Annotated in this window: 21 protein-coding genes; 10 read left to right on the top strand and 11 right to left on the bottom strand. The window is 50.3% G+C overall.

Annotated elements, in window-relative coordinates; genetic code table 11:
- Positions 1-33 precede the first annotated feature (33 nt).
- Entirely contained in the window at positions 34-1,335 is a 1,302-nt protein-coding gene (rstB, locus tag OGX97_RS07870; RefSeq protein ID WP_060682245.1) for a two-component system sensor histidine kinase RstB, read from the bottom strand.
- A gap of 231 nt (positions 1,336-1,566) precedes the next feature.
- On the bottom strand, positions 1,567-2,085 hold the full coding sequence (locus OGX97_RS23200) for a hypothetical protein (protein ID WP_103014909.1): 519 nt from the start codon (positions 2,083-2,085) through the stop codon (positions 1,567-1,569).
- Positions 2,086-2,319: 234 nt separating this feature from the next.
- Here OGX97_RS23200 and OGX97_RS07860 point away from each other — a divergent pair, with 234 nt between their 5' ends.
- Positions 2,320-2,664 (top strand): DUF1294 domain-containing protein, encoded by a 345-nt coding sequence (locus OGX97_RS07860; protein WP_032944411.1) that lies wholly within the window; start codon positions 2,320-2,322, stop codon positions 2,662-2,664.
- A gap of 25 nt (positions 2,665-2,689) precedes the next feature.
- On the opposite strand, the gene OGX97_RS07855 is transcribed toward OGX97_RS07860, so the two are convergent.
- Positions 2,690-3,481 (bottom strand): MBL fold metallo-hydrolase, encoded by a 792-nt coding sequence (locus OGX97_RS07855; RefSeq protein ID WP_032943363.1) that lies wholly within the window; start codon positions 3,479-3,481, stop codon positions 2,690-2,692.
- Between the two features lie 189 nt (positions 3,482-3,670).
- Between OGX97_RS07855 and OGX97_RS07850 the strand changes: the two genes are divergently transcribed.
- On the top strand, positions 3,671-4,513 hold the full coding sequence (locus OGX97_RS07850) for an aminoglycoside phosphotransferase family protein (protein WP_279850574.1): 843 nt from the start codon (positions 3,671-3,673) through the stop codon (positions 4,511-4,513).
- A 120-nt stretch (positions 4,514-4,633) separates the two neighbouring features.
- Positions 4,634-5,662: a HoxN/HupN/NixA family nickel/cobalt transporter gene (locus OGX97_RS07845; protein ID WP_032943366.1), complete on the top strand. Its 1,029-nt coding sequence runs from the start codon at positions 4,634-4,636 to the stop codon at positions 5,660-5,662.
- A 66-nt stretch (positions 5,663-5,728) separates the two neighbouring features.
- Here the strand turns inward: OGX97_RS07845 and rstA are convergent, their stop codons facing one another.
- Positions 5,729-6,472, bottom strand: a complete 744-nt coding sequence (rstA, locus tag OGX97_RS07840; RefSeq protein ID WP_003832842.1) for a two-component system response regulator RstA — start codon at positions 6,470-6,472, stop codon at positions 5,729-5,731.
- 117 nt (positions 6,473-6,589) lie between these two features.
- Here rstA and OGX97_RS07835 point away from each other — a divergent pair, with 117 nt between their 5' ends.
- The gene (locus OGX97_RS07835) at positions 6,590-6,925 is read left to right on the top strand and encodes a GlpM family protein (RefSeq protein ID WP_008784705.1); all 336 of its coding nucleotides are present in this window, start codon (positions 6,590-6,592) and stop codon (positions 6,923-6,925) included.
- Here OGX97_RS07835 and folM read toward each other — a convergent pair.
- The 3 genes from folM to ydgH all read right to left on the bottom strand — a co-directional run bounded on the left by folM (position 6,922) and on the right by ydgH (position 10,253).
- Positions 6,922-7,644, bottom strand: a complete 723-nt coding sequence (gene folM / locus OGX97_RS07830; protein ID WP_020996413.1) for a dihydromonapterin reductase — start codon at positions 7,642-7,644, stop codon at positions 6,922-6,924. The two genes, OGX97_RS07835 and folM, sit on opposite strands and share 4 nt — an antisense overlap.
- A 36-nt stretch (positions 7,645-7,680) precedes the next feature.
- Positions 7,681-9,063 carry an amino acid permease gene (locus tag OGX97_RS07825; protein WP_008784707.1) on the bottom strand — a complete coding sequence of 461 codons (1,383 nt, stop codon included), beginning with the start codon at positions 9,061-9,063 and terminating at the stop codon, positions 7,681-7,683.
- Positions 9,064-9,308: 245 nt separating this feature from the next.
- Positions 9,309-10,253: a DUF1471 family protein YdgH gene (gene ydgH / locus OGX97_RS07820; RefSeq protein WP_003832856.1), complete on the bottom strand. Its 945-nt coding sequence runs from the start codon at positions 10,251-10,253 to the stop codon at positions 9,309-9,311.
- A gap of 525 nt (positions 10,254-10,778) precedes the next feature.
- Between ydgH and pntA the strand changes: the two genes are divergently transcribed.
- Positions 10,779-12,308, top strand: coding sequence for a Re/Si-specific NAD(P)(+) transhydrogenase subunit alpha (gene pntA / locus OGX97_RS07815; protein WP_020996412.1), 1,530 nt, complete (start codon positions 10,779-10,781; stop codon positions 12,306-12,308).
- A 10-nt stretch (positions 12,309-12,318) separates the two neighbouring features.
- Complete coding sequence (pntB, locus tag OGX97_RS07810; protein WP_003832859.1) at positions 12,319-13,707, top strand: Re/Si-specific NAD(P)(+) transhydrogenase subunit beta; 1,389 nt, start codon at positions 12,319-12,321, stop codon at positions 13,705-13,707.
- Between the two features lie 41 nt (positions 13,708-13,748).
- Here pntB and OGX97_RS07805 read toward each other — a convergent pair whose 3' ends face one another.
- The gene (locus OGX97_RS07805) at positions 13,749-14,600 is read right to left on the bottom strand and encodes an aldo/keto reductase (RefSeq protein ID WP_235123826.1); all 852 of its coding nucleotides are present in this window, start codon (positions 14,598-14,600) and stop codon (positions 13,749-13,751) included.
- Between the two features lie 262 nt (positions 14,601-14,862).
- Here OGX97_RS07805 and OGX97_RS07800 point away from each other — a divergent pair, with 262 nt between their 5' ends.
- The gene (locus tag OGX97_RS07800) at positions 14,863-16,059 is read left to right on the top strand and encodes a multidrug effflux MFS transporter (RefSeq protein WP_048235417.1); all 1,197 of its coding nucleotides are present in this window, start codon (positions 14,863-14,865) and stop codon (positions 16,057-16,059) included.
- Positions 16,060-16,090: 31 nt separating this feature from the next.
- On the opposite strand, the gene OGX97_RS07795 is transcribed toward OGX97_RS07800, so the two are convergent.
- Positions 16,091-17,125 (bottom strand): AI-2E family transporter, encoded by a 1,035-nt coding sequence (locus tag OGX97_RS07795; RefSeq protein WP_003832866.1) that lies wholly within the window; start codon positions 17,123-17,125, stop codon positions 16,091-16,093.
- Between the two features lie 138 nt (positions 17,126-17,263).
- On the opposite strand from OGX97_RS07795, the gene OGX97_RS23285 reads away from it, so the two are divergent.
- The 3 genes from OGX97_RS23285 to mdtI all read left to right on the top strand — a co-directional run bounded on the left by OGX97_RS23285 (position 17,264) and on the right by mdtI (position 18,223).
- The gene (locus OGX97_RS23285) at positions 17,264-17,434 is read left to right on the top strand and encodes a protein YdgV (protein WP_087050578.1); all 171 of its coding nucleotides are present in this window, start codon (positions 17,264-17,266) and stop codon (positions 17,432-17,434) included.
- Between the two features lie 107 nt (positions 17,435-17,541).
- The gene (mdtJ, locus tag OGX97_RS07790; RefSeq protein ID WP_162623449.1) at positions 17,542-17,907 is read left to right on the top strand and encodes a multidrug/spermidine efflux SMR transporter subunit MdtJ; all 366 of its coding nucleotides are present in this window, start codon (positions 17,542-17,544) and stop codon (positions 17,905-17,907) included.
- Entirely contained in the window at positions 17,894-18,223 is a 330-nt protein-coding gene (mdtI, locus tag OGX97_RS07785) for a multidrug/spermidine efflux SMR transporter subunit MdtI (RefSeq protein ID WP_003832870.1), read from the top strand. The genes mdtJ and mdtI overlap by 14 nt, the downstream gene beginning before the upstream one ends.
- A gap of 34 nt (positions 18,224-18,257) precedes the next feature.
- Here the strand turns inward: mdtI and OGX97_RS07780 are convergent, their stop codons facing one another.
- Entirely contained in the window at positions 18,258-19,079 is an 822-nt protein-coding gene (locus OGX97_RS07780) for a trypsin-like serine peptidase (RefSeq protein ID WP_048214237.1), read from the bottom strand.
- Between the two features lie 270 nt (positions 19,080-19,349).
- The gene (asr, locus tag OGX97_RS07775; RefSeq protein ID WP_257119561.1) at positions 19,350-19,745 is read right to left on the bottom strand and encodes an acid resistance repetitive basic protein Asr; all 396 of its coding nucleotides are present in this window, start codon (positions 19,743-19,745) and stop codon (positions 19,350-19,352) included.
- Between the last annotated feature and the right edge of the window lie 214 nt (positions 19,746-19,959).

Raw genomic sequence — 19,959 nt, 5'->3', positions numbered from 1 at the left:
AACATTCACCGCCTGGCCACCGAGCGGAATAGGTCAGGCAGCCGAAATTTCAGGAATGTTATGCCAGACGGGCCAACGGAAAGTAAACCGGGCGCCGCCAAGTTCACTTTCATCACAGACGACCGTCCCTCCCATAGCCAACGCTATTGAGTGGACGATGGCTAACCCAAGCCCACAACCCCCGGTCGCCCGGTCACGGCTGGGGTCAAGGCGTACAAACGGTTCAAAAACCTGTTCGCGAGCGTCTGGTGCAATACCGGGACCGTCGTCTTCCACTACCAGCGTGGCTTGATTGCCGTTCAGCAGCAGACTGGCTTGCACCGTTGACTGGCAATAGCGCAGGGCATTATTCAGCAAATTATCCAGGACCCGCTCCATCAGGCGCATATCCAACGCGCCGTAGTCGCCAGTTTCGAGATGACGTAATTGCACCGCACGGTCAGGATTTACGCTTTGCACATCCTCCAGATGGGTTGTCAACCAAGCAGGCAGGTCCGGTACGCTGAGTTTCAGTTCATTTTGCGGGCGATCCAGGCGGGCGTAGGTCAGTAACTCTTCGATCAACGCTTCCAGTTGGCCGATATCACGATTCAGCGCCTGAGATTCCTGCTCGGTGAGGTTATCACTCATTTCCAGCCGGTAACGTAAACGTACCAGCGGGGTACGAAGCTCATGGGCAATACCATCGATGAGCTGTTTTTTACTGGCGATCAGCGCATTGATATTGTCGGCCATTTGGTTAAACGCTACGCCCAGGCGCTCAAAGCTGGAACCGCTGTCAAAATGAAGGCGTTCACTCAGATGTCCTTCACCAAAACGTTGTGCGGCGGATTCGAGTCTGAGCATTTCCTGCCAGTGCGGGCGCATCCAGATCAGTACCGGGAAGGCCAGTGAGATAGCAATAAACGCCATCAGCGCGATGTCCAGCAAGCGCATTTGATGGAGAAAATAGAGGTAGGGAACCGGACCGACGGCCAGCACATAATGGCTGCGAGGAATGCGTTGAATGAAGGTGTATTGATCGTCAAGTGCCACAATATCGCCTTCGCGCAAACGCTGCATGGTTGGGGCATCCAGTGTGTACTTATTCAGCGGTTCAACGCGCAGGTCAAATGAAAGGTTTAAATCCATCTCCTTCAGCGTCTTACCCCAGTCGCGTGGCGGGATTTCGCGTAGTTCACTGCGCATCAGGTACAACGAGCTTTTCATCAAATCGTCGAGCGACTGTCTGCCTGCGCGTTCTGCGGTGAATTTGTATACCAGACCGACCAACAGGGTCATCACCAAAAAGCAGACAAACAGCAGGAGGTAAAACTGCACAAACAGTTTCTTCATAAAAAAATCACCGAACGCTCAATAAGTTAGCGAGTGCACGTGTCCCACAGGGGAAAAGTGAGCACAGCGGTATCCGCCGATGCGTGGGTTCAGAAAGGTTCTCCGATCACCATCCGGCGTGCTTGTCCACGCAGAGTACACTGTATATCTCTTTTCTGCATTCTTATGGCTCCTACGGGCGCGGAATGACCTTTCGCTGGATCACGCATTGCTTTCTACGCTGTAAGTTAATCAAAATCGGGATGGGGTTGTTCTGGCGTATGTCACGACCGCACCTAAAAGGTTACTTCGTTTCTCAACGTAGATGGTGTTGTTATATTCGTAGTTACCTTCGGGATAGCAAATTCTTATGTTAGTCCCGAGATCCGGATCGTCAACATCAGCCCCCGAACAGCTTTTAGAACTTCCTGTAGCATAGACGTATGTGGCGGTATAGGACGAGGGGACACCCGGAATGAACCAGGTTATCGCCATAACCATGATCACTGAAAACAGCACCATGGCAATGCTGATGCCACCAAATAATTTCAGATAGGTTTGGAAGGGACTTTTTTTCATTATCCCATTACCTACCAGAAATAAGGTAATTAACAATGACACTGCCAGAGAAATAAGCATGAGGTATTTGGATGTGAGCGGGTAGAGAAATGTCGCTCTGTAAATCGTTACCTTCCACCAGTAAAAGAGAAATATTGCGCCGAGAGATGAGACGGTAACAAAAAACAAATATGGATATGAGTATTTTCTCATCCTTGTGACTCCAGAACAATTTCTCCATTTGGGTTTAATAAATTACCATTTGTTTTGAATAATGAAAACGGCTCTCTTGTTTGAATTGTTAGGTACCCCGCAGACCAGAGAATTTGCGCTATCTTTGGGGATATAGGCATAATAATAAAAGGGATATTCTCACCCGTGGCAGGGATGACTGACCTTGCGTATAATGCGTGCCGATACCTCCTGAAAAGTGCTGTGACTGAAAATATGAATCTCAATCGCTGTTGTTATTCGCTACTCATTTTCGCAGCGGTCGGCTGCATTTTCACCGCTTATCCTCTTGTTATATGGTTTCTACTCGCCAACGTTTTGACGCTGCTGTTATACGGCGTGGACAAAATGGCGGCACGCAAGGACTGGCGCAGAGTGCCGGAATCCACATTGCTGGTGTTTGGCGTTGTGGGCGGATGGGGCGGCGCGATAGCGGGTCAACAAATCTTTCGCCATAAAACACAAAAGCAGCCTTTCAAAACCTACTTCATTATCAGTGTGATAGTGAGTGTTTCTGTGATGGGCGTGATTTATAAGTTCTATCCATTTTTACCTTCCTGAGCATGGTTGGTGAATAAACTGCGGTTTATTTGAGGCAGGAAATATATTTTTCACCTGAACGGCGCACAATTTCATCGGCATTTTGCGTAATATCTTTTCCTTCAAATGCGCCGTAAAGTTGCTTAAATTTCACTGTTCTCAGGCGTTGGATGATGTCGCTGACGGTGGCGGCTGGCAACGGTAGCATATTGGGGTAGCTCCACATAAAAGAGACTGCATGGGCACCTGGTGTAACTTGAACGATGTCGCCAGAAAGCACCACGCCTTCGTCACGTGCCCAGTGCAGGACGCAGCCGCCAGCAAAGTGCCCGCCGAGACGTATCATCGTGACGTCACGGGTTAACTCAATGGTGTCGCCATCCCAGAATCTAATCCACGGGCTGTCACGCATTACCCACCTTCTGTCGCTGGCATGAAGGTAAATCGGCGCGTTAAATTCCGCAGCCCAGTCCTGCATGGTGGTGTAGTAATGAGGATGCGAAATCGCGATAGCCTTAAGGCCGCCAAGGGACGTTATTAGCGTTTTTGTGGCATCGTCGAGCGTGGCAATGCAGTCCCACAGAATATTTCCTTCTGGGGTACGCACAAGAAACGCGCGCTGATCAATTGCAAAATCAGGAACGGTGCGGATGCTGAGGAGAGTACTGTCGTGTTGCTTCCACTTATTTGTATGCGATGCACACAGGGTGTCAAAATCGATCCATTTCTGCCCGCTTGTGGGGACATATTGACGTTCATCCAGGCAGATATCGCAATGTTCCGGATGGGCGCCAGTTACCTCATAGGATGTTCCACAGGTTTTGCATAACGTGATCATCGTGTCCTCCTCATATACCGAACACAGTCAGCATGGCACACAGATACACAAGGATGTGCCTGTTAGTGCTCTACCCGATAAGTCAGTGATGATGGAAGTGGGGGTTGTGGCTCAACCAAAAGAAAACAGGAATAATGCCGACACGGATCTTTTTGATTACCATCTTCCAGAGAAAAATGAGGATATTGTTTGGAAAATCGTCTGTTCAACACTTGGCTTAACCGTTGGGGGCTCACTCCAGATGGTGAACCGTTTGAAACGCACACATCGCAGCTTTTGCCTGTGGTGGTGGTCAAGGACGGGCAGAAAGCCATATTAAAGATCACCGATGATGACAGTGAACGGATCGGCTGTGAACTCATGGTCTGGTGGAACGGAAATGGCGCAGCGAAAGTACTTGCTCATGCAGCAGGGGCGATTCTGCTGGAACGTGCGACGGGGACAGAGTCTTTAGCGGACATGTCCTGGACTGGCAACGATGCGCAGGTCTGTCGCATTATTTGTCATGCTGCCAGTAGACTCCATCTCTCCCGAAATGCTTCTACGCCTGCGTTAACACCTCTGCACCATTGGTTTCGCGATCTGGCTCCTGCCGCGAAAAAGCATGGCGGTATCCTGACGCGTTGTGCTGCGGTGGCAAACTTACTGCTATCTTCACCCCATGATGCAGTCGTATTACATGGCGATCTACACCACGGCAATATTCTTGATTTCGGAACGAGAGGATGGCTGGCTATCGATCCCAAAGGGCTGGTGGGCGAGCGTGGCTTTGATTACGCCAATATCTTTACTAACCCCGATCTTGCCGAACCTACCAGACCTGTCGCCATTGAGCCTGAAAGATTCACGCAACGAGTCAACATTGTGTCTGAAATCGCCAGAATTGAACGGCAGCGTTTACTGATGTGGATTGTTGCCTGGTGTGGGTTGTCGTCCGTCTGGTTTCTGCAAGAGGGTGACAGCGCAACGGTACCTCTGCGTATTGCGGAGCTAGCGATGGCAGAACTTGCTTCAGGTGGTAATCAACTTTGATCTACGACACTGGGTTAGTAATTCTTAAGAGTTATCATTAGCTTGGTAAACGTTGTATTAATCAATTAATGAACGGCGGTGTGGTGTGTTGTTGAGCGAAAATTTGACAGGCCGGAAACAATGAACGCATTGTTTTCATTATTAAAAAAACGCCCGAATATTCTTTTGTTGATGGTCTTACTCATCGGGGCAAACATCGTAGCGTGGCTGTGGGCTTTCACCGCGTTTAGCAACAATACTTCCTTATTGGCACTGAGTCTGATTGCGTGGTGCTATGGTTTGCGCCATGCCGTTGATGCCGATCATATCGCCGCGATAGACAGCGCGACGCGTAAACTCATGCAGCAGAAAAAACGTGCCCTGACAACGGGGGCCTGGTTTTCTCTGGGACACTCTACCATTGTGGTGCTAGCCAGCATTGGCATTGCGCTAACTACCAGCGTGTTTAAGCAACATATGGCATGGTTTCAGAATGTCGGTGGTCTGATCGGAACTACGGTTTCTGCCGTATTTTTGCTGATTCTGGCTACCATCAATCTCATTATTTTCTGCCAGGTCTGGAAGGCATTCCGCCATCTTAAACGCACCGGTACTTACGATGGCACTACGGAAGACATTACAGTTTCAGGCCCTCTGAACTGGCTTTTCCGCTCAGCGTTTCGGCTGGTAGGTAAAGACTGGCATATGTATTTTGTCGGCTTTCTGTTTGGTCTGGGTTTTGATACCGCCACTGAAATTTCTCTGCTGGGAATTTCTGCTTCAAGCGCGTCCAGTGGCATGTCGATTTGGTCAATTCTCGTGTTCCCGGCGCTGTTTACCTGCGGTATGGCGTTAATTGATTGTCTCGACAGTATTCTGATGGTTGAGGCCTATGGATGGGCGTTCAATAAGCCGCAACGTAAGCTCTATTACAATATGACCATTACCGGGACTTCCGTGATTGTTGCGCTATTTATTGGCGGGCTGGAGGCGCTGGGACTTCTCTCTGACGCGTTTTCGCTTCAGGGTGGTTTGTGGGATACCGTCAGCAATTTGAGTGACCATATGGGGAATGTCGGTTTTGCGATTATTGGCGTCTTTATCGGCTGCTGGATTATCTCCGCCGTAAACTACCGTTGGAAAAAATACGACGGACTGACGTTTAGTTAGCTATCAATGTGACAGTGTAACGCCAGGTAATTAAGAGGGCCGATCAAAGTGACCGGCCCGGTTGGATTACTTCTGCGGCTCGTCGTCCCAGGCGTGCGGTGCGAACAGATAACCTTTGTTGCGTACCGTTTTGATTCGATAGGGTTCAGTCGCGTTATCGAGCAGTTTTTTGCGTAAGCGGGAAATCGCGACATCGACGCTGCGATCCATGCCGTCATAACTTACGCCGCGCAGGTTTTTTAGCAACGCATCACGGTCCATAATCTGCCCGGCATGGGTTGCCAACTCCCACAGTAATTCAAAATCAGCGGTAGAAAGAGAGATTTGCTCGCCGCCGAGCAGCACGGAGCGGTTGGTGGGATCGATTGTGAGTGTGCCAAAGCGCAGCGTTGTGTGCGGTGTGATGGTTGCCGCTTGAATGCCTTTAGACTGTGCTGAGTGTTCATTCTGGCGCAGGTGCAGGCGCAGGCGAGCCAGCAGCACAGCTGGCGGCGTTGTCTTCAGGATGTAGTCACAGGCGCCCATTTCCAGCGCCAGGATATGGTTCATGTCGCTGTCCAGCGAGGTGAGCAGAACAATCGGGCCTTGCCAGCGTCCGCGTAAATCGCGGCAGATAGTCATCCCGTCTTTGCCCGGCAGCATGATATCTAATAACACCAGATCGGGTTGAACGTGCAGGATTTTCTCCTCGGCCAAATCACCACGAGGTTCAAGGATAACCTCAATATCATGCCGGGCCAGATAGGCTGCAATCAGTGAGCCAACTTCGGGATCATCTTCAACAAATACGATGGTGTTCATATCATTCATTTTGAATATAAAACGCCAACATACACCGCCCCGGTTTTTCCTTCCATTAATCTTTTCTAAACAAGAACGCTTCCGTTATGCTAGAGGCTGATGTTATTGATGTGTTAAGGCAGAGTGATGGGACTCGTTATAAAAGCGGCGCTCGGTGCGCTGGTGGTGGTGTTGATAGGTTTGCTGGCGAAAACAAAGAATTACTATATTGCTGGATTAATTCCACTGTTCCCGACGTTTGCGTTGATTGCCCACTACATCGTGGCCAGTGAGCGTGGGATCGAGGCGTTACGTACAACCATTGTATTCAGTATGTGGTCGATTATTCCCTATTTTGTCTACCTTGTTTCACTGTGGTATTTCACCGGGTTTATGCGCTTACCCATCGCGCTCGGCGGTGCAGTAGTGTGCTGGAGCCTGAGCGCGTGGTTACTGATCTTTTGTTGGATCAAACTGCACTAACGTAGATGACGCCCGCCATCAAGGGCAAAACTACGTCCGGTGACAAAACAACTGGTTAGTAGGTAGTCAATTAAATCAATGACCTCTTTTTCACCAGGCGCGGTTTTCATCAGTGATTTGTTTAGTGCCTGCTGGCGATACTCTGCATCGTCACCCTCGTTAAACAGGATAAGTGAGGGGGCAATCGCGTTCACTTTCACTTCCGGTGCCAGTTTGCGCGCGAACGAGCGGGTCATATTATCCAGCGCCGCTTTGCTGGCAGCATAAGCAATGTGTTTGTCGCTGCCACGCTCCACAACATAATCCGTAAAATGGATGATGTCGCTGGCTGCGTGCCCATGACCGCGTAGCAATCCTTCCAGCGCGTGGTTGAGCAGGTAGGGCGTATTGACGTGGATCTGCATCATGCGTGACAGTACTTCGCTGAGCGGTGTGCCGGGTTTTTCGGCGACCCAGGCGCTGGCATTGTGCACAATGGCGCGCAAGCCATCCGTCTGTGCTTTGACCTCATCAGCAAAGGCCAGCACGCCTTCATCCGTGGAAAAGTCAGCCGGGATACAAATCGCGCCCGCTTCTCGCAGGCCGTCAATGGCAGGATAGTGAGTTCGGTAGCTGACGATAACTGGCTGTTTTTGGTTCAGAAAGTGCCATGCGACGGCGAGGCCGATACGACGACCACCTCCGGTGATAAGAATTGGCAAAGGGTTTTTTTTACCCATCGTAATCTCCATATGTCGCGAACGATGGGTATAACGTTATCCCATCAGCATCCAGGTAGCCGGCACAGCAGCAACAAGCAACAGGCCGATCAGCGCCATCTCCTGGCGTTTTAATACGTTTTCATGCGTGTGCGTTTTACGGGCATAAAGGAAAACCAACAGCCCTGGCGCATACAACACTACAGACAGCAGTAGGTGCATCGGACCTGACGCATACAATAACCATATGCCATAAATACTCGCGCCGATACCGACAGCCTTATGAATCGGACGGGTGGCAATTTTTAACAGAAATGCGCCGACCAGCAAATAGGGCACCAGAATCATCTCTGAGGCGATTGTCAGTAACGTATTGTAGTCGGAGCCTGTGAGCCAGATTAGCACAAGGCAGATTTGTACACAGATGTTCGTTAGCCACAGCGATGCCGATGGCGCACCCTGTGCATTCTGTCGCGCAAAAATACGCGGAAACGCTTTGTGCGTGGAGGCGAGGAACGGCACTTCAGCCGCCATAATCGTCCAGCTTAAATAGGCACCACACACGGAAACAATCAGACCCGCGGCAATAATAATTTCGCCCCATGGCCCCATCATTTTAACCATCAGACCGGCCATTGATGGATTGCGGATCTCTGCCAGTTCTGGCCGCGCGACAACGCCTAGAGATAGCAGGGTGACTAGCAGGTAAACGCCCAGTGCGGCGAGTACAGCTAACAGCGTGGCGCGACCAACATCGCGTTTATTTCTGGCGCGGGCAGATACCACCACCGCGCCTTCCACACCAATGAAAACCCACAGGGTGATGAGCATGGTGTTTTTGACCTGCTCCCAGACAGGCACGCCCAACGCGACGCCGGTAAAATCGAGAGTAAAGGTGTCGAGCTTAAACAGCATGAATGCCAGCACGATAAAGAGGCCTAGCGGCAATAGTTTTGCCAGAGTCGCGGCCAGGTTAATGCTGGCCGCGGTTTGTACTCCCCGCAACACCAGAAAATGGACTATCCATAACAGTACCGATGCGCCGACAATCGACTGCCAGGTATTACCGTCGCCGAACAGACGTAATTCCGGTGTGTCGGTAAAGAAACTGAGCGCAGAGAAGACGATGACCAGATACGAAACGTTAGCGATAACAGCGCACAGCCAGTATCCCCACGCAGAGCAGAAGCCAATCAACTCGCCGAAACCTTCACGTGCATAGGTGAAGATACCGCCGTCCAGTTCAGGACGGATACGCGTCAGGATCAGCATGGCAAAGGCGAGCAAAAGAATACCCGCACCGGTAATCGCCCAACCAATCAATAATGCGGCCGGGCTGGCTACTGCTGCCATATTTTGTGGCAGGCTGAAAACGCCAGCGCCGAGCATTGAGCTTAAAACCAGCGCGGTCAGTGCGCTCAGACCCAATTTCTTTTCCATTTGTATCCAGTTACAAAAACGAGAGTGAGAGAATAATTATTTTGGCAAACCGCATAAAAATGGTGAAAGCCACTAAGGCGCGGGATTTTACGGAGAGAAGAGAACGCATGCAATGGGGATAGAGAGATTTGTGACTAATAGTGTGAAAAGTTGTCTTAATACTGCTGTTTTTGTTTTGTCTGGAAACAGAACTGCGCGAAATTATCAGGTCTACAAGGACTGTAGACCTGATAAGGCATTGGGTATTACTTATACAAATCGGCGCTGATCGTCACGTTGTTACCACGTTCTGACCACTGGCGGGTAATGTGATAGTACTTCGCGCCTTTCTTCGCTGCGCGTTTTGCTACCTGATAAGAGACTTCCGTCATGTTGCCGTAGTTACCGGTGAACTTGATGCTGTCGAACGGTACCATCATGGCGGCTGTCGCTTTGTTCAGTTCTTCAACTTTGGTTCCATCCGGTAGCGTGACAGTGTAACGTCCGCCTTTGGTCGATTGCGTTTCGAAGAAGCGGCCGACTTCAGCACTCGGAGAAGCGGTAGTTGCTACGCCCGGGATCTCAACTTTCTTCGCGGCTTCGCCACCTGCTGCTAATGCGGCACGACCAGCATCTGAATCTGCTGGGATCGCATCAGGGCTTTGTACAATGCGTTTTTTCGCATCAGCTTTATAGATGAATGCAGTAATACGCTGGTTGCCGCCCTGGTTAGCATCGACCTGACGCACGATATAGAAGGAGTAAGCACCTTTCTCTTTCGCTGCTTTGGTGATGGCATCGTTTACTTCAGGCTGGCTACGGTAGAAACCTTGCACTGTAACGGTGTCGTAAGGTTCTATCAGAACGGCCTGATCTTTTGGCAATTCCATAACGCCGTTAATGACACGGTTTTTTGACGCTTCCGCTTTTTCAGCGTCGGCTTTATAGACGTCGGCAACAACGCGCCAGTTACCGCCGCTGCCAAAATCTGAGGTATCAACAACATAAAAGGAGGCTGCACCGTCTTTATCTGCACGGCGCGAAACGGCAGCAACCGCATCACCGATAGCATTAAAACGACCGGTGACCACAATGCGGTCATAGGGTTTCAGGGCAGCCGCTTGCTCCGGCGTCAATTCTGTCGCTGCATTTACAGAAAAAGCAGTCGCAGAAATTAGTGCGGACGCCAGGAGAGTGTTCTTAAGCTTCATAAAAATAATCCTTCGCCTTGCGCAAACCAGGTACTGGTATTGTTATTGACTAGAAACGTCGCTGATTATTGCATTTAAATTGTGTCAGTGTCTGCGTCATTTTTCACTCATCGTGTCACGTTAGGTAACAACAGCGATAACATTTTGTGATATGCCGAAAATTTCGGCGTTTGGTGACCAAAACTGATAAAGCAGTTGAATTTCATAAGTTAATTTAATGTTAATTAATTGTTTTTGGCAGGTAGGTAATCATGTTTTGCCGCTTCGCTTGAGCGAATTATCAGCCTTTGTGGGCTATTTTTAGGGCATTTTATCTGTCTGAGGTTCGATTCATCTCTATTTCGCGAATTTCATAATAAATACTGTTTTTTGGCGCTAGATCACAGGCGTCATTTTCAGTAGGTTATACAGAGTTTGTTACTGTTTTATTTTATTGAGGTAACACTGACCTCTCTCGAGAGTGCGCGCATGCCTCGTGCGAACATTGATAAACCATCATCATAATTACAGATGGAAGGGAACATTATGCGAATTGGCATACCAAGAGAACGGTTAACCAATGAAACCCGCGTTGCAGCCACGCCGAAGACGGTTGAGCAGTTGCTTAAACTGGGTTTCAGCGTCGCGGTTGAAAGCGGTGCAGGTCAACTGGCGAGTTTTGACGATAAGGCGTTTGTACAAGCAGGCGCAGAAATTGTTGATGGAAATGCAGTCTGGCAGTCAGAGATCATCCTGAAGGTCAATGCGCCGGAGGAGGCGGAAATTCCGTTACTCAATCCGGGCACGACGCTGGTGAGTTTTCTTTGGCCCGCGCAAAACCCTGAGCTGCTGCAAAAACTTGCAGAGCGCAACGTGACGGTCATGGCGATGGACTCCGTGCCGCGTATTTCGCGCGCGCAGTCGCTGGATGCCTTAAGCTCGATGGCGAACATCGCCGGGTATCGCGCTATTGTTGAAGCTGCACATGAATTCGGTCGCTTCTTCACCGGCCAGATCACCGCCGCAGGCAAGGTTCCACCTGCCAAGGTCATGGTGATTGGTGCGGGTGTGGCAGGTCTTGCGGCGATCGGTGCGGCAAACAGCCTGGGTGCTATTGTGCGTGCTTTTGATACCCGTCCGGAAGTGAAGGAACAAGTGCAGAGTATGGGCGCAGAGTTCCTTGAACTGGACTTTAAAGAAGAAGCGGGCAGCGGCGATGGCTATGCCAAAGTGATGTCCGAAGCGTTCATCAAAGCTGAAATGGAACTCTTCGCTGCGCAGGCGAAAGACGTCGACATTATCGTTACCACAGCGCTGATTCCGGGCAAACCGGCCCCGAAACTGATCACTCGTGAAATGGTCGATTCGATGAAAGCGGGCAGCGTAATTGTCGATCTTGCCGCGCAAAACGGCGGTAACTGCGAATATACCGTGCCTAATCAGGTGACCACCACCGAGAACGGGGTGAAGGTTATCGGCTATACCGATCTGCCTGGCCGTTTGCCAACGCAGTCTTCCCAATTGTACGGCACGAACCTCGTCAACCTGCTCAAACTGTTGTGTAAAGAGAAAGACGGCAATATCACTGTCGATTTTGACGACGTGGTTGTGCGTGGTGTCACGGTGGTTCGTGATGGTGAAATCACCTGGCCTGCGCCGCCGATCCAGGTTTCTGCTCAGCCGCAGGCAGCGCCAAAAGCCGCACCTGCGCCGAAAGAAGAGAAAAAACCTGTCTCTCCGTGGCGCAAATATGCGCTGATGGCGCTGGTAGTGATTTTGTTTGGCTGGCTCGCCGACGTCGCGCCGAAAGAGTTCCTTGGTCACTTTACGGTGTTCGCGCTTTCCTGCGTGGTGGGTTACTACGTGGTCTGGAATGTGTCACATGCGTTGCATACTCCGCTGATGTCTGTGACTAACGCCATCTCGGGGATTATCGTGGTTGGGGCGTTATTGCAAATTGGCCAGGGTGGCTGGGTGAGTTTCCTGAGCTTTATCGCGGTGCTTATTGCCAGCATTAATATTTTCGGTGGCTTCACCGTGACTCAGCGCATGCTGAAAATGTTCCGGAAAAACTAAGGGGTAACATATGTCTGGAGGATTAGTTACAGCTGCATACATTGTTGCCGCGATCCTGTTTATTTTTAGTCTGGCGGGGCTTTCGAAACACGAAACCTCTCAGCAGGGTAACAACTACGGCATCGCCGGGATGGCGATTGCGCTGATTGCTACGATTTTTGGCCCGGATACCGGCAACGTTGCGTGGATCCTGGTAGCGATGATCATCGGCGGCGCGATTGGTATTCGTCTGGCGAAGAAAGTCGAAATGACCGAGATGCCGGAGTTGGTGGCGATTCTGCACAGCTTCGTCGGTCTGGCTGCGGTACTGGTGGGGTTCAACAGCTACCTGTATCACGATACGGGCCTGGAGCCGATTCTGGTGAACATTCACCTGACGGAAGTGTTCCTGGGTATCTTCATCGGTGCGGTGACCTTTACCGGTTCTGTGGTGGCCTTTGGCAAACTGCGCGGCAAGATCTCCTCTAAACCGCTGATGCTGCCGAATCGTCACAAAATGAACCTGGCGGCGCTGGTTGTTTCTTTCCTGCTGCTGGTGGTGTTTGTTCGTACCGAAAGCGTGGGCCTGCAGGTTCTGGCGCTGCTGGTGATGACCATTATTGCACTGGCTTTTGGCTGGCATCTGGTGGCGTCCATTGGCGGTGCGGATATGCCGGTTGTTGTTTCAATGCTTAACTCCTATTCAGGATGGGCGGCGGCGGCGGCGGGCTTTATGCTGAGCAACGATCTGCTGATCGTTACCGGTGCGCTGGTCGGTTCTTCTGGTGCAATCCTGTCTTACATTATGTGTAAGGCGATGAACCGTTCATTTTTCAGCGTTATTGCGGGCGGCTTTGGTTCTGACGGTTCTTCTACCGGATCTGATGAAGAAGTTGGTGAACATCGTGAGATTACTGCGGAAGACACAGCAGAAATGCTGAAGAACTCGCACTCCGTGATCATCACCCCGGGCTACGGCATGGCAGTGGCTCAGGCACAGTATCCGGTCGCGGAAATTACTGAGAAACTTCGCGCGCGCGGCATCAAAGTGCGTTTTGGTATTCACCCGGTAGCAGGGCGCTTGCCAGGTCATATGAACGTGCTGCTGGCGGAAGCCAAAGTCCCTTATGACATCGTGCTGGAAATGGATGAGATCAACGATGATTTCGCCGATACCGATACCGTGCTGGTCATTGGTGCCAACGACACGGTAAACCCGGCGGCGCAGGATGACCCGCGCAGCCCGATCGCCGGCATGCCGGTGCTGGAAGTGTGGAAAGCGCAGAACGTAATTGTGTTCAAACGTTCAATGAACACCGGCTATGCAGGTGTGCAGAACCCGCTGTTCTTTAAAGATAACACCCATATGCTGTTTGGCGATGCCAAAGCCAGCGTGGATGCGATCCTGAAAGCGCTGTAATTGCCAGTAAAAGTAAGACGGCCTCTGCGGAGGCCGTTTTTTTAAACATCCAGTTTACGCTGGGTGATCCATTCCACACGAGCCGGATCGCGATGCGAGAAGAACGCGCTGGTTCCGCTGTCCATCGCGGCAATTTGCGTCATCTCTTCCGCCGTTAGGGCAAAGTCCAGCACCTGAATATTCTCGGCCATCCGCGTTTTACGCACGGTTTTCGCCAGCGAAATAATCCCACGTTGATAAATCCAACGCAGCACGACTTGACCAACGCTTTTGCCATATTTTTCACCAATAGCCGATAAGACCGGGTTCTGAAACAGGTCATTGCGTCCTTCAGCGAACGGCGCCCAGGCTTGCGGTTGAATATTCCGGCTCTGCATCCAGGCTACGGCATGCGGTTGCTGATGAAAAGGATTCACCTCAATCTGGTTAATGGCTGGAATAATGCGGTTGAAAGCGATTAAATCCGCCAGACGATCCGGATGAAAGTTACTCACGCCAATCGCGCGGATTTTCCCTTCTTCATATAATTCTTCCATCGCGCGCCAGGCACCGTGCACATCGCCATAGGGCTGATGAATCAAATAAAGGTCAATATAATCCAGTTGAAGCCGTTGCAGAGAACGTGCGAATTGCGCCTTTGCGCCTGCATAGTTGGTATCCTGTAACCACAGTTTGGTAGTCACAAAAAGCGCCTCGCGGGGGACTCCGCTTTGCTTAAGTGCATTGCCGACCTGAGTTTCATTCTGGTAGGAGGCTGCGGTATCAATCAGGCGATATCCTGTATCGATGGCATCCCGTACGGCTTGCTCACATTCGCTGGCATCAGTCATTTGATAAACGCCAAATCCGAGCAGGGGCATCTCAACTCCGTTATTCAGAACTGTTGTATTCATTGGGTTCTCCTGAGCATCATCGTTGCATTGGCTGCAGATTAGCAAATCTGTGTTGATACGATTAGTCTGTGAAATTCGCATGGACCTATGAGTAGAATTCATTTCTGAATGGTAATTGTTGGAAGTCAGTCACAAAATATGACGCATATGATTTCACCATTCATGATTTCAGTTCATAAACTCATGCGGTTTTAACCGTCTAATCACGGCAATACGTTGTCTATATACTGCGACCTGACTTTTTAGAACATGACAGGGCACTATGCGTACACGTGAACATGCTTCACCGGTAACTACCGCAAGCCAGACCGGTCTTACTTTTATTCTGATCCTCAGTGGCCTGATGGCCTTTACATCGCTTTCTACCGATATTTATCTTCCAGCAATGCCGACGATGGCCGAGGATTTACATGGCAATGTTGAGCTGACGATTACTGGTTTCTTAATTGGTTTTACTATCGCACAGTTGATTTGGGGGCCGATTAGCGATCATATGGGGCGGCGCAAGCCGCTGTTTATCGGCATGGTGCTATTTATCATTGGTTCCGCAGGGTGTGCGCTGTCTACAAGTATCACGCAAATTGTTTTCTGGCGGGTATTTCAGGCGCTTGGAGCCTGTACCGGGCCTATGCTGGCGCGAGCGATGATCCGCGATCTCTTTGCACGTACTCGTGCGGCGCAAATGCTCTCGACCCTGGTGTTGGTTATGGCGATTGCGCCAATCGCCGGACCGTTGATTGGCGGGCAAATTATTCGCCTGAGCACCTGGCACTCTATTTTTTGGCTGCTGGTGGTGATTGGTGCGCTGATGTTTATCTCCCTAAACTGGCTGCCCGAAACATTGCCGGAAGATAAACGGGTGAAAGCCTCTTTGGCTGGCGCATTTCGTAATTACCGCTCGTTGTTAACCAATGGGCGTTTTATGCGCTATACCCTGAGCCTGACGTTTTATTACGTCGGTGCGTACGCGTTTATTACCGGGTCACCGTTTGTTTATATTAGCTATTACCATGTTGATCCACAGCATTACGGCTGGTTGTTTGCGCTAAACATTATCGGTGTTATGGCGATGAGCGTGGTTAACCGTCGTCTGGTTCAACGACATGCTCTGGAACAACTGCTGAAATATGCGACGATGCTGGCGGCGCTGGCCGCAGTGGCGCTTGCACTGCTGGTTAAGCTGGAGTCAGGCGGAATTGTTGCCATTATCGTTTCCATTTTTCTGCTGTTCTCGATGAATGGCATTATTGCCGCGACGTCGACTGCCGCGGCGTTGGACGCGGTACCGAACATTGCGGGTTCAGCTTCGGCGCTGATTGGCGCGTTGCAATATGGCAGCGGTATTATCTCATCGTTGCTGCTGGCTGCCTTCAGTGATGGCACGCCCTGGACCATGGCGTGGATAATAGCGCTATTTACGCTGTTAAGCGCCGTTTTGGCTTTCCGCGTGAAACGATAAAGGAAATGCCCCGTAATGGCGGGGCGAAAACTCATTCTTTGTTCAGATCGCTAAGCAGCACGGCAATGCTTTGACCGCCGTTGGTTTGCTCAAGCGCGATTTTCACGATGATGGTCAGCGGCACAGAAAGCAGCATCCCCACGGGACCGAGCAACCAGCCCCAGAAGATTAACGACAGAAATACCACCAGCGTAGACAGCCCCAGCCCGCGGCCCATGATCCGCGGCTCGAGGATATTCCCGAATACCAGGTTGATGACCAGATAGCCTGCCAGAACCACCAGCGCATCGTAAAGACCGCTGAATGCCAGCACCTGAGCAATAGGGGGAATGGCCGCCAATACAGAACCGATATTAGGGATGTAGTTCAGGGCGAAGGCCAGTAATCCCCAGACAAAGGCAAAGCGCACATCCAATGCAGCAAGCATGCCCCAGGCGACCAACCCGGTCACAATGCTGATTGCCGTTTTAAGCACCAGATAGTGGGAGACGCTGTCGATGGCGCGTTGAATCGCCGCCATACCTTCAATGGGGCGACTCATCATTTGTTTGAGTTTGTTGGGCAGTTGCGGTACTTCCAGCAGCATAAAAACTACCGTCAGTAGCAGTAAAAATATCGATGACATAGCATTTGAAAGCTGCGCCAGTAAATTGGTCACCAGCGTCATTGCCGCGTTTGGATCGATATATTTGACGAGCTCGTCCACGGAAACGCCGATCCCTGCGCGTTGTAACCATGGTTCAAGATTTTTTAGTGGGATAACCAGTGAAGAGCGATATTGCGGTAGCGTTCGCGCAAGTTCATTTAAGGATGTACCTAAATACGCCAACAGCAGCACCATTAACATTACAATAATAACTATAAGCAATGACACCGCAATTACGCGCGGTATGCGAAGCTTGACCATCCGCTGCACCACGGGATTGAGCACAACGGCTATAAATAACGCCAGAATAAAGGGGACGATGATATCTGCGGCAAAGCGAATACCGCTCAGGATGATAACCAGCATGCCCAGCATAATGACTATTTTTAGACCGTTAAGCGTGATGATCGGTTTCGCCATGTGTATTCCCGCATTTTTCATTTTTGAATCTGCATAATAATGTGATTTGCGTCGAGCCGTTATAACAAAAATCAAACGGGACAGGTAAAGAAGTGAAAAGACTTTGAGTTCGTCTTGAAGCTATGATACAAATCATCTGTGTTTAACTACCGAGGACAATTATCATCCGCGATGATGAGAAGCAACACTGCGGATAATTGTAATATTATGGACAATATGTTCAGGATGTTTTTGCGTTTACCTACACTTCTTCGTACCTCCTCCACTTTCTTGCTTGCGGGTGAGCAACACTGGCGCAACGCGCTTTAGTCCCTTCTTCTGCCTGAGCTGGCGCTGTGCGCTGAGCTAACTAATTTTATTTTTTGGTTTACTGCATGCAGTAGGCCTAAAGGACTATATTCTCAAGCAGGAGAAGCATCATGTTTTACTGGATATTATTAGGTCTGGCCATCGCGGCTGAAATTACTGGTACGCTGTCAATGAAATGGGCAAGCGTTGGCCATGGTAATTCAGGCTTTATTTTAATGCTGGTAATGATCGCCTTATCATATATTTTTCTTAGTTTCGCTGTTAAAAAAATTGCCCTTGGTGTGGCCTATGCCTTGTGGGAAGGTATCGGTATTTTATTTATTACGCTGTTTAGTGTGTTGTTATTTGACGAAACCTTGTCCACGATGAAAGTGGCTGGACTGGTCTCGCTGGTATTAGGCATTGTGCTGATCAAGTCTGGTACTCGAAAACCTGCCAAAACGAGCAAAGAGGTGACCCATGCAGCAGTTTGAGTGGGTTCATGGTGCCTGGCTTGGCATGGCCATCGTGCTGGAAATAGTCGCTAACGTCTTTTTGAAGTTTTCTGATGGATTTCGCCGCAAGATTTATGGCGTGCTGTCGCTGGCTGCCGTGTTAGCGGCCTTTAGCGCGCTGTCGCAGGCGGTAAAGGGTATTGACCTTTCTGTTGCCTACGCTTTGTGGGGCGGGTTTGGGATTGCCGCGACGTTAGCGGCTGGTTGGGTGTTGTTTGGTCAGCGCCTGAATAATAAAGGCTGGATTGGCGTGGCGCTGCTGCTGGCCGGAATGGTGATGATTAAACTTGCCTGATATCCGTGCTGCCCGTTAATGCGGGCAGCATATGTTACTCCTGCGCCAACTCTTCCAGCTTATCGCGAAAACCGGTCACGGATATGGCGCGATTATCGGCTCGCCAGCGATCTTTTGCCGCCGGAGCGGAGCTTTGTACACCAATCAACTGCCAGCCTGAATCTGTCTTAAGCATCAATGGTGAACCGCTGTCGCCCGGTAGCGTGTCGCACTGGTGCGACAAGACGGTATTCTGCGCCCAGCCGGTCACCACGCAATCCTGATGGGTGTACAAATCGTCCAGATGATCTTCCGGATAGCCCGACTGTGTGACTTTACGATCGGCGGTTTTCAACGCCGCGGTTAACGCCGCTTTATCACCTTCAAATAATGGTAGGGGCGTGATTCCGGAAGGCGGGTAACGCAGCACCACCAGACCAAAATCCCACGGGGCTGCTGATGGCGGCACAATCCAGCCATCGCCATCGGCTTTCAAACGCTTTCCGAGTGAGGGATCAACCCGTCCTTCGATTCCATGGATTTCATAGCGCCAGACACCCTTTTTCGACACAAAGCGTAACGCGACGGCTTTATCCGGTTTGCCTTTCGGTGGAGCGAGCAAGCAGTGTCCGGCAGTCAGGGCCAGATGCGGTGAAATGAGCGTGGCGGTACACAGATTACCACTGGCGGTTTCCAGTTGTCCGATAGCGTCCCACGGTGATTGCGTTGGGTCCGTTACTTTCGTGCGATCGTCATGACCAAAAAACAGCGTTTTTATGTTTTCTGCTTCAGCGGTGGTCGTTGCTGGCTGATCCGCATGCGCAACAACAGGAAAAAAACAAATTGAGCCCAGTAATACAGCAATGGTTTTATGCATATCACACTCTGGTGGGGAATTATGATTATAAACAGCAAACCCTCAGTTAATACTATAGACGGGACGGCGAGAAAGTGGGAGTAAAATCAGATAACTACACTCAGGAAAGATAAAAATGCATGGCAATAAGGGCGCAAATTATCAGAGTAATAAGAATGAACTCAAAGCGGTAATGTGACACCATTTTACCCTCCGAAAGGCGGCGCTACATCAGGTCGATCTAGCGCCGTATGCTATGGCGTGGGGGACGCCATAGTAACTACAAATGCGTTATGCTGCAGGTTGAGCTGCTGGTTTAGCGGCGTCGTGTTTTACGGCTTTTTTGGTGTGTTTTTTAGCGGCCTGAGCTTTCTGCTCTGGTGCTTTTTGTTCTGCTGCTGGCTTGGTTGCTGCTTTTTTGGTGTGTTTTTTAGCAGCCTGAGCTTTCTGCTCTGGCGCTTTTTGTTCTACAGCCGGTTTAGTGGTGGATTTTTTAGCGTGTTTCTTGGCAGCCTGCGCTTTCTGCGGCGCTGCTTTGTGCTGTTTTTTATGATGCGTGGTTTTTGCCGGCGCTGCTTTGGTGGTTGCAGCAGCAGTCGGAGCGGTAGTAGCAGTTGTTTCAGCAGCAAAAGCAGCAGAAGACAGACCCATAGCAGCGGCAACAACCAGAGCTAATACTTTTTTCATTCTCATACCCTCGATTTGGTTTTTCATTCAACCCCACTGCGGGGCCGTTGAAATAACTATATCGCTGTAAACACAGGGCTTCCGTGAGTCATTGGTTTCGGCGTGTAACCGTTTGTACACTTTCAGCCTAAATAAAATATCCCTTCAAAATCAGACGTATGCGAAAGCACTTCAAGCCCTTGCCAGGGGTATTGACCACTATTATTGTATATTT

Source organism: Citrobacter sp. Cpo061 (assembly GCF_030332845.1).
Lineage (GTDB): Bacteria > Pseudomonadota > Gammaproteobacteria > Enterobacterales > Enterobacteriaceae > Citrobacter > Citrobacter portucalensis.
The sequence above is the reverse complement of the archived record's forward strand: the minus strand, read 5'-3'. Positions and strand labels throughout refer to the sequence as shown.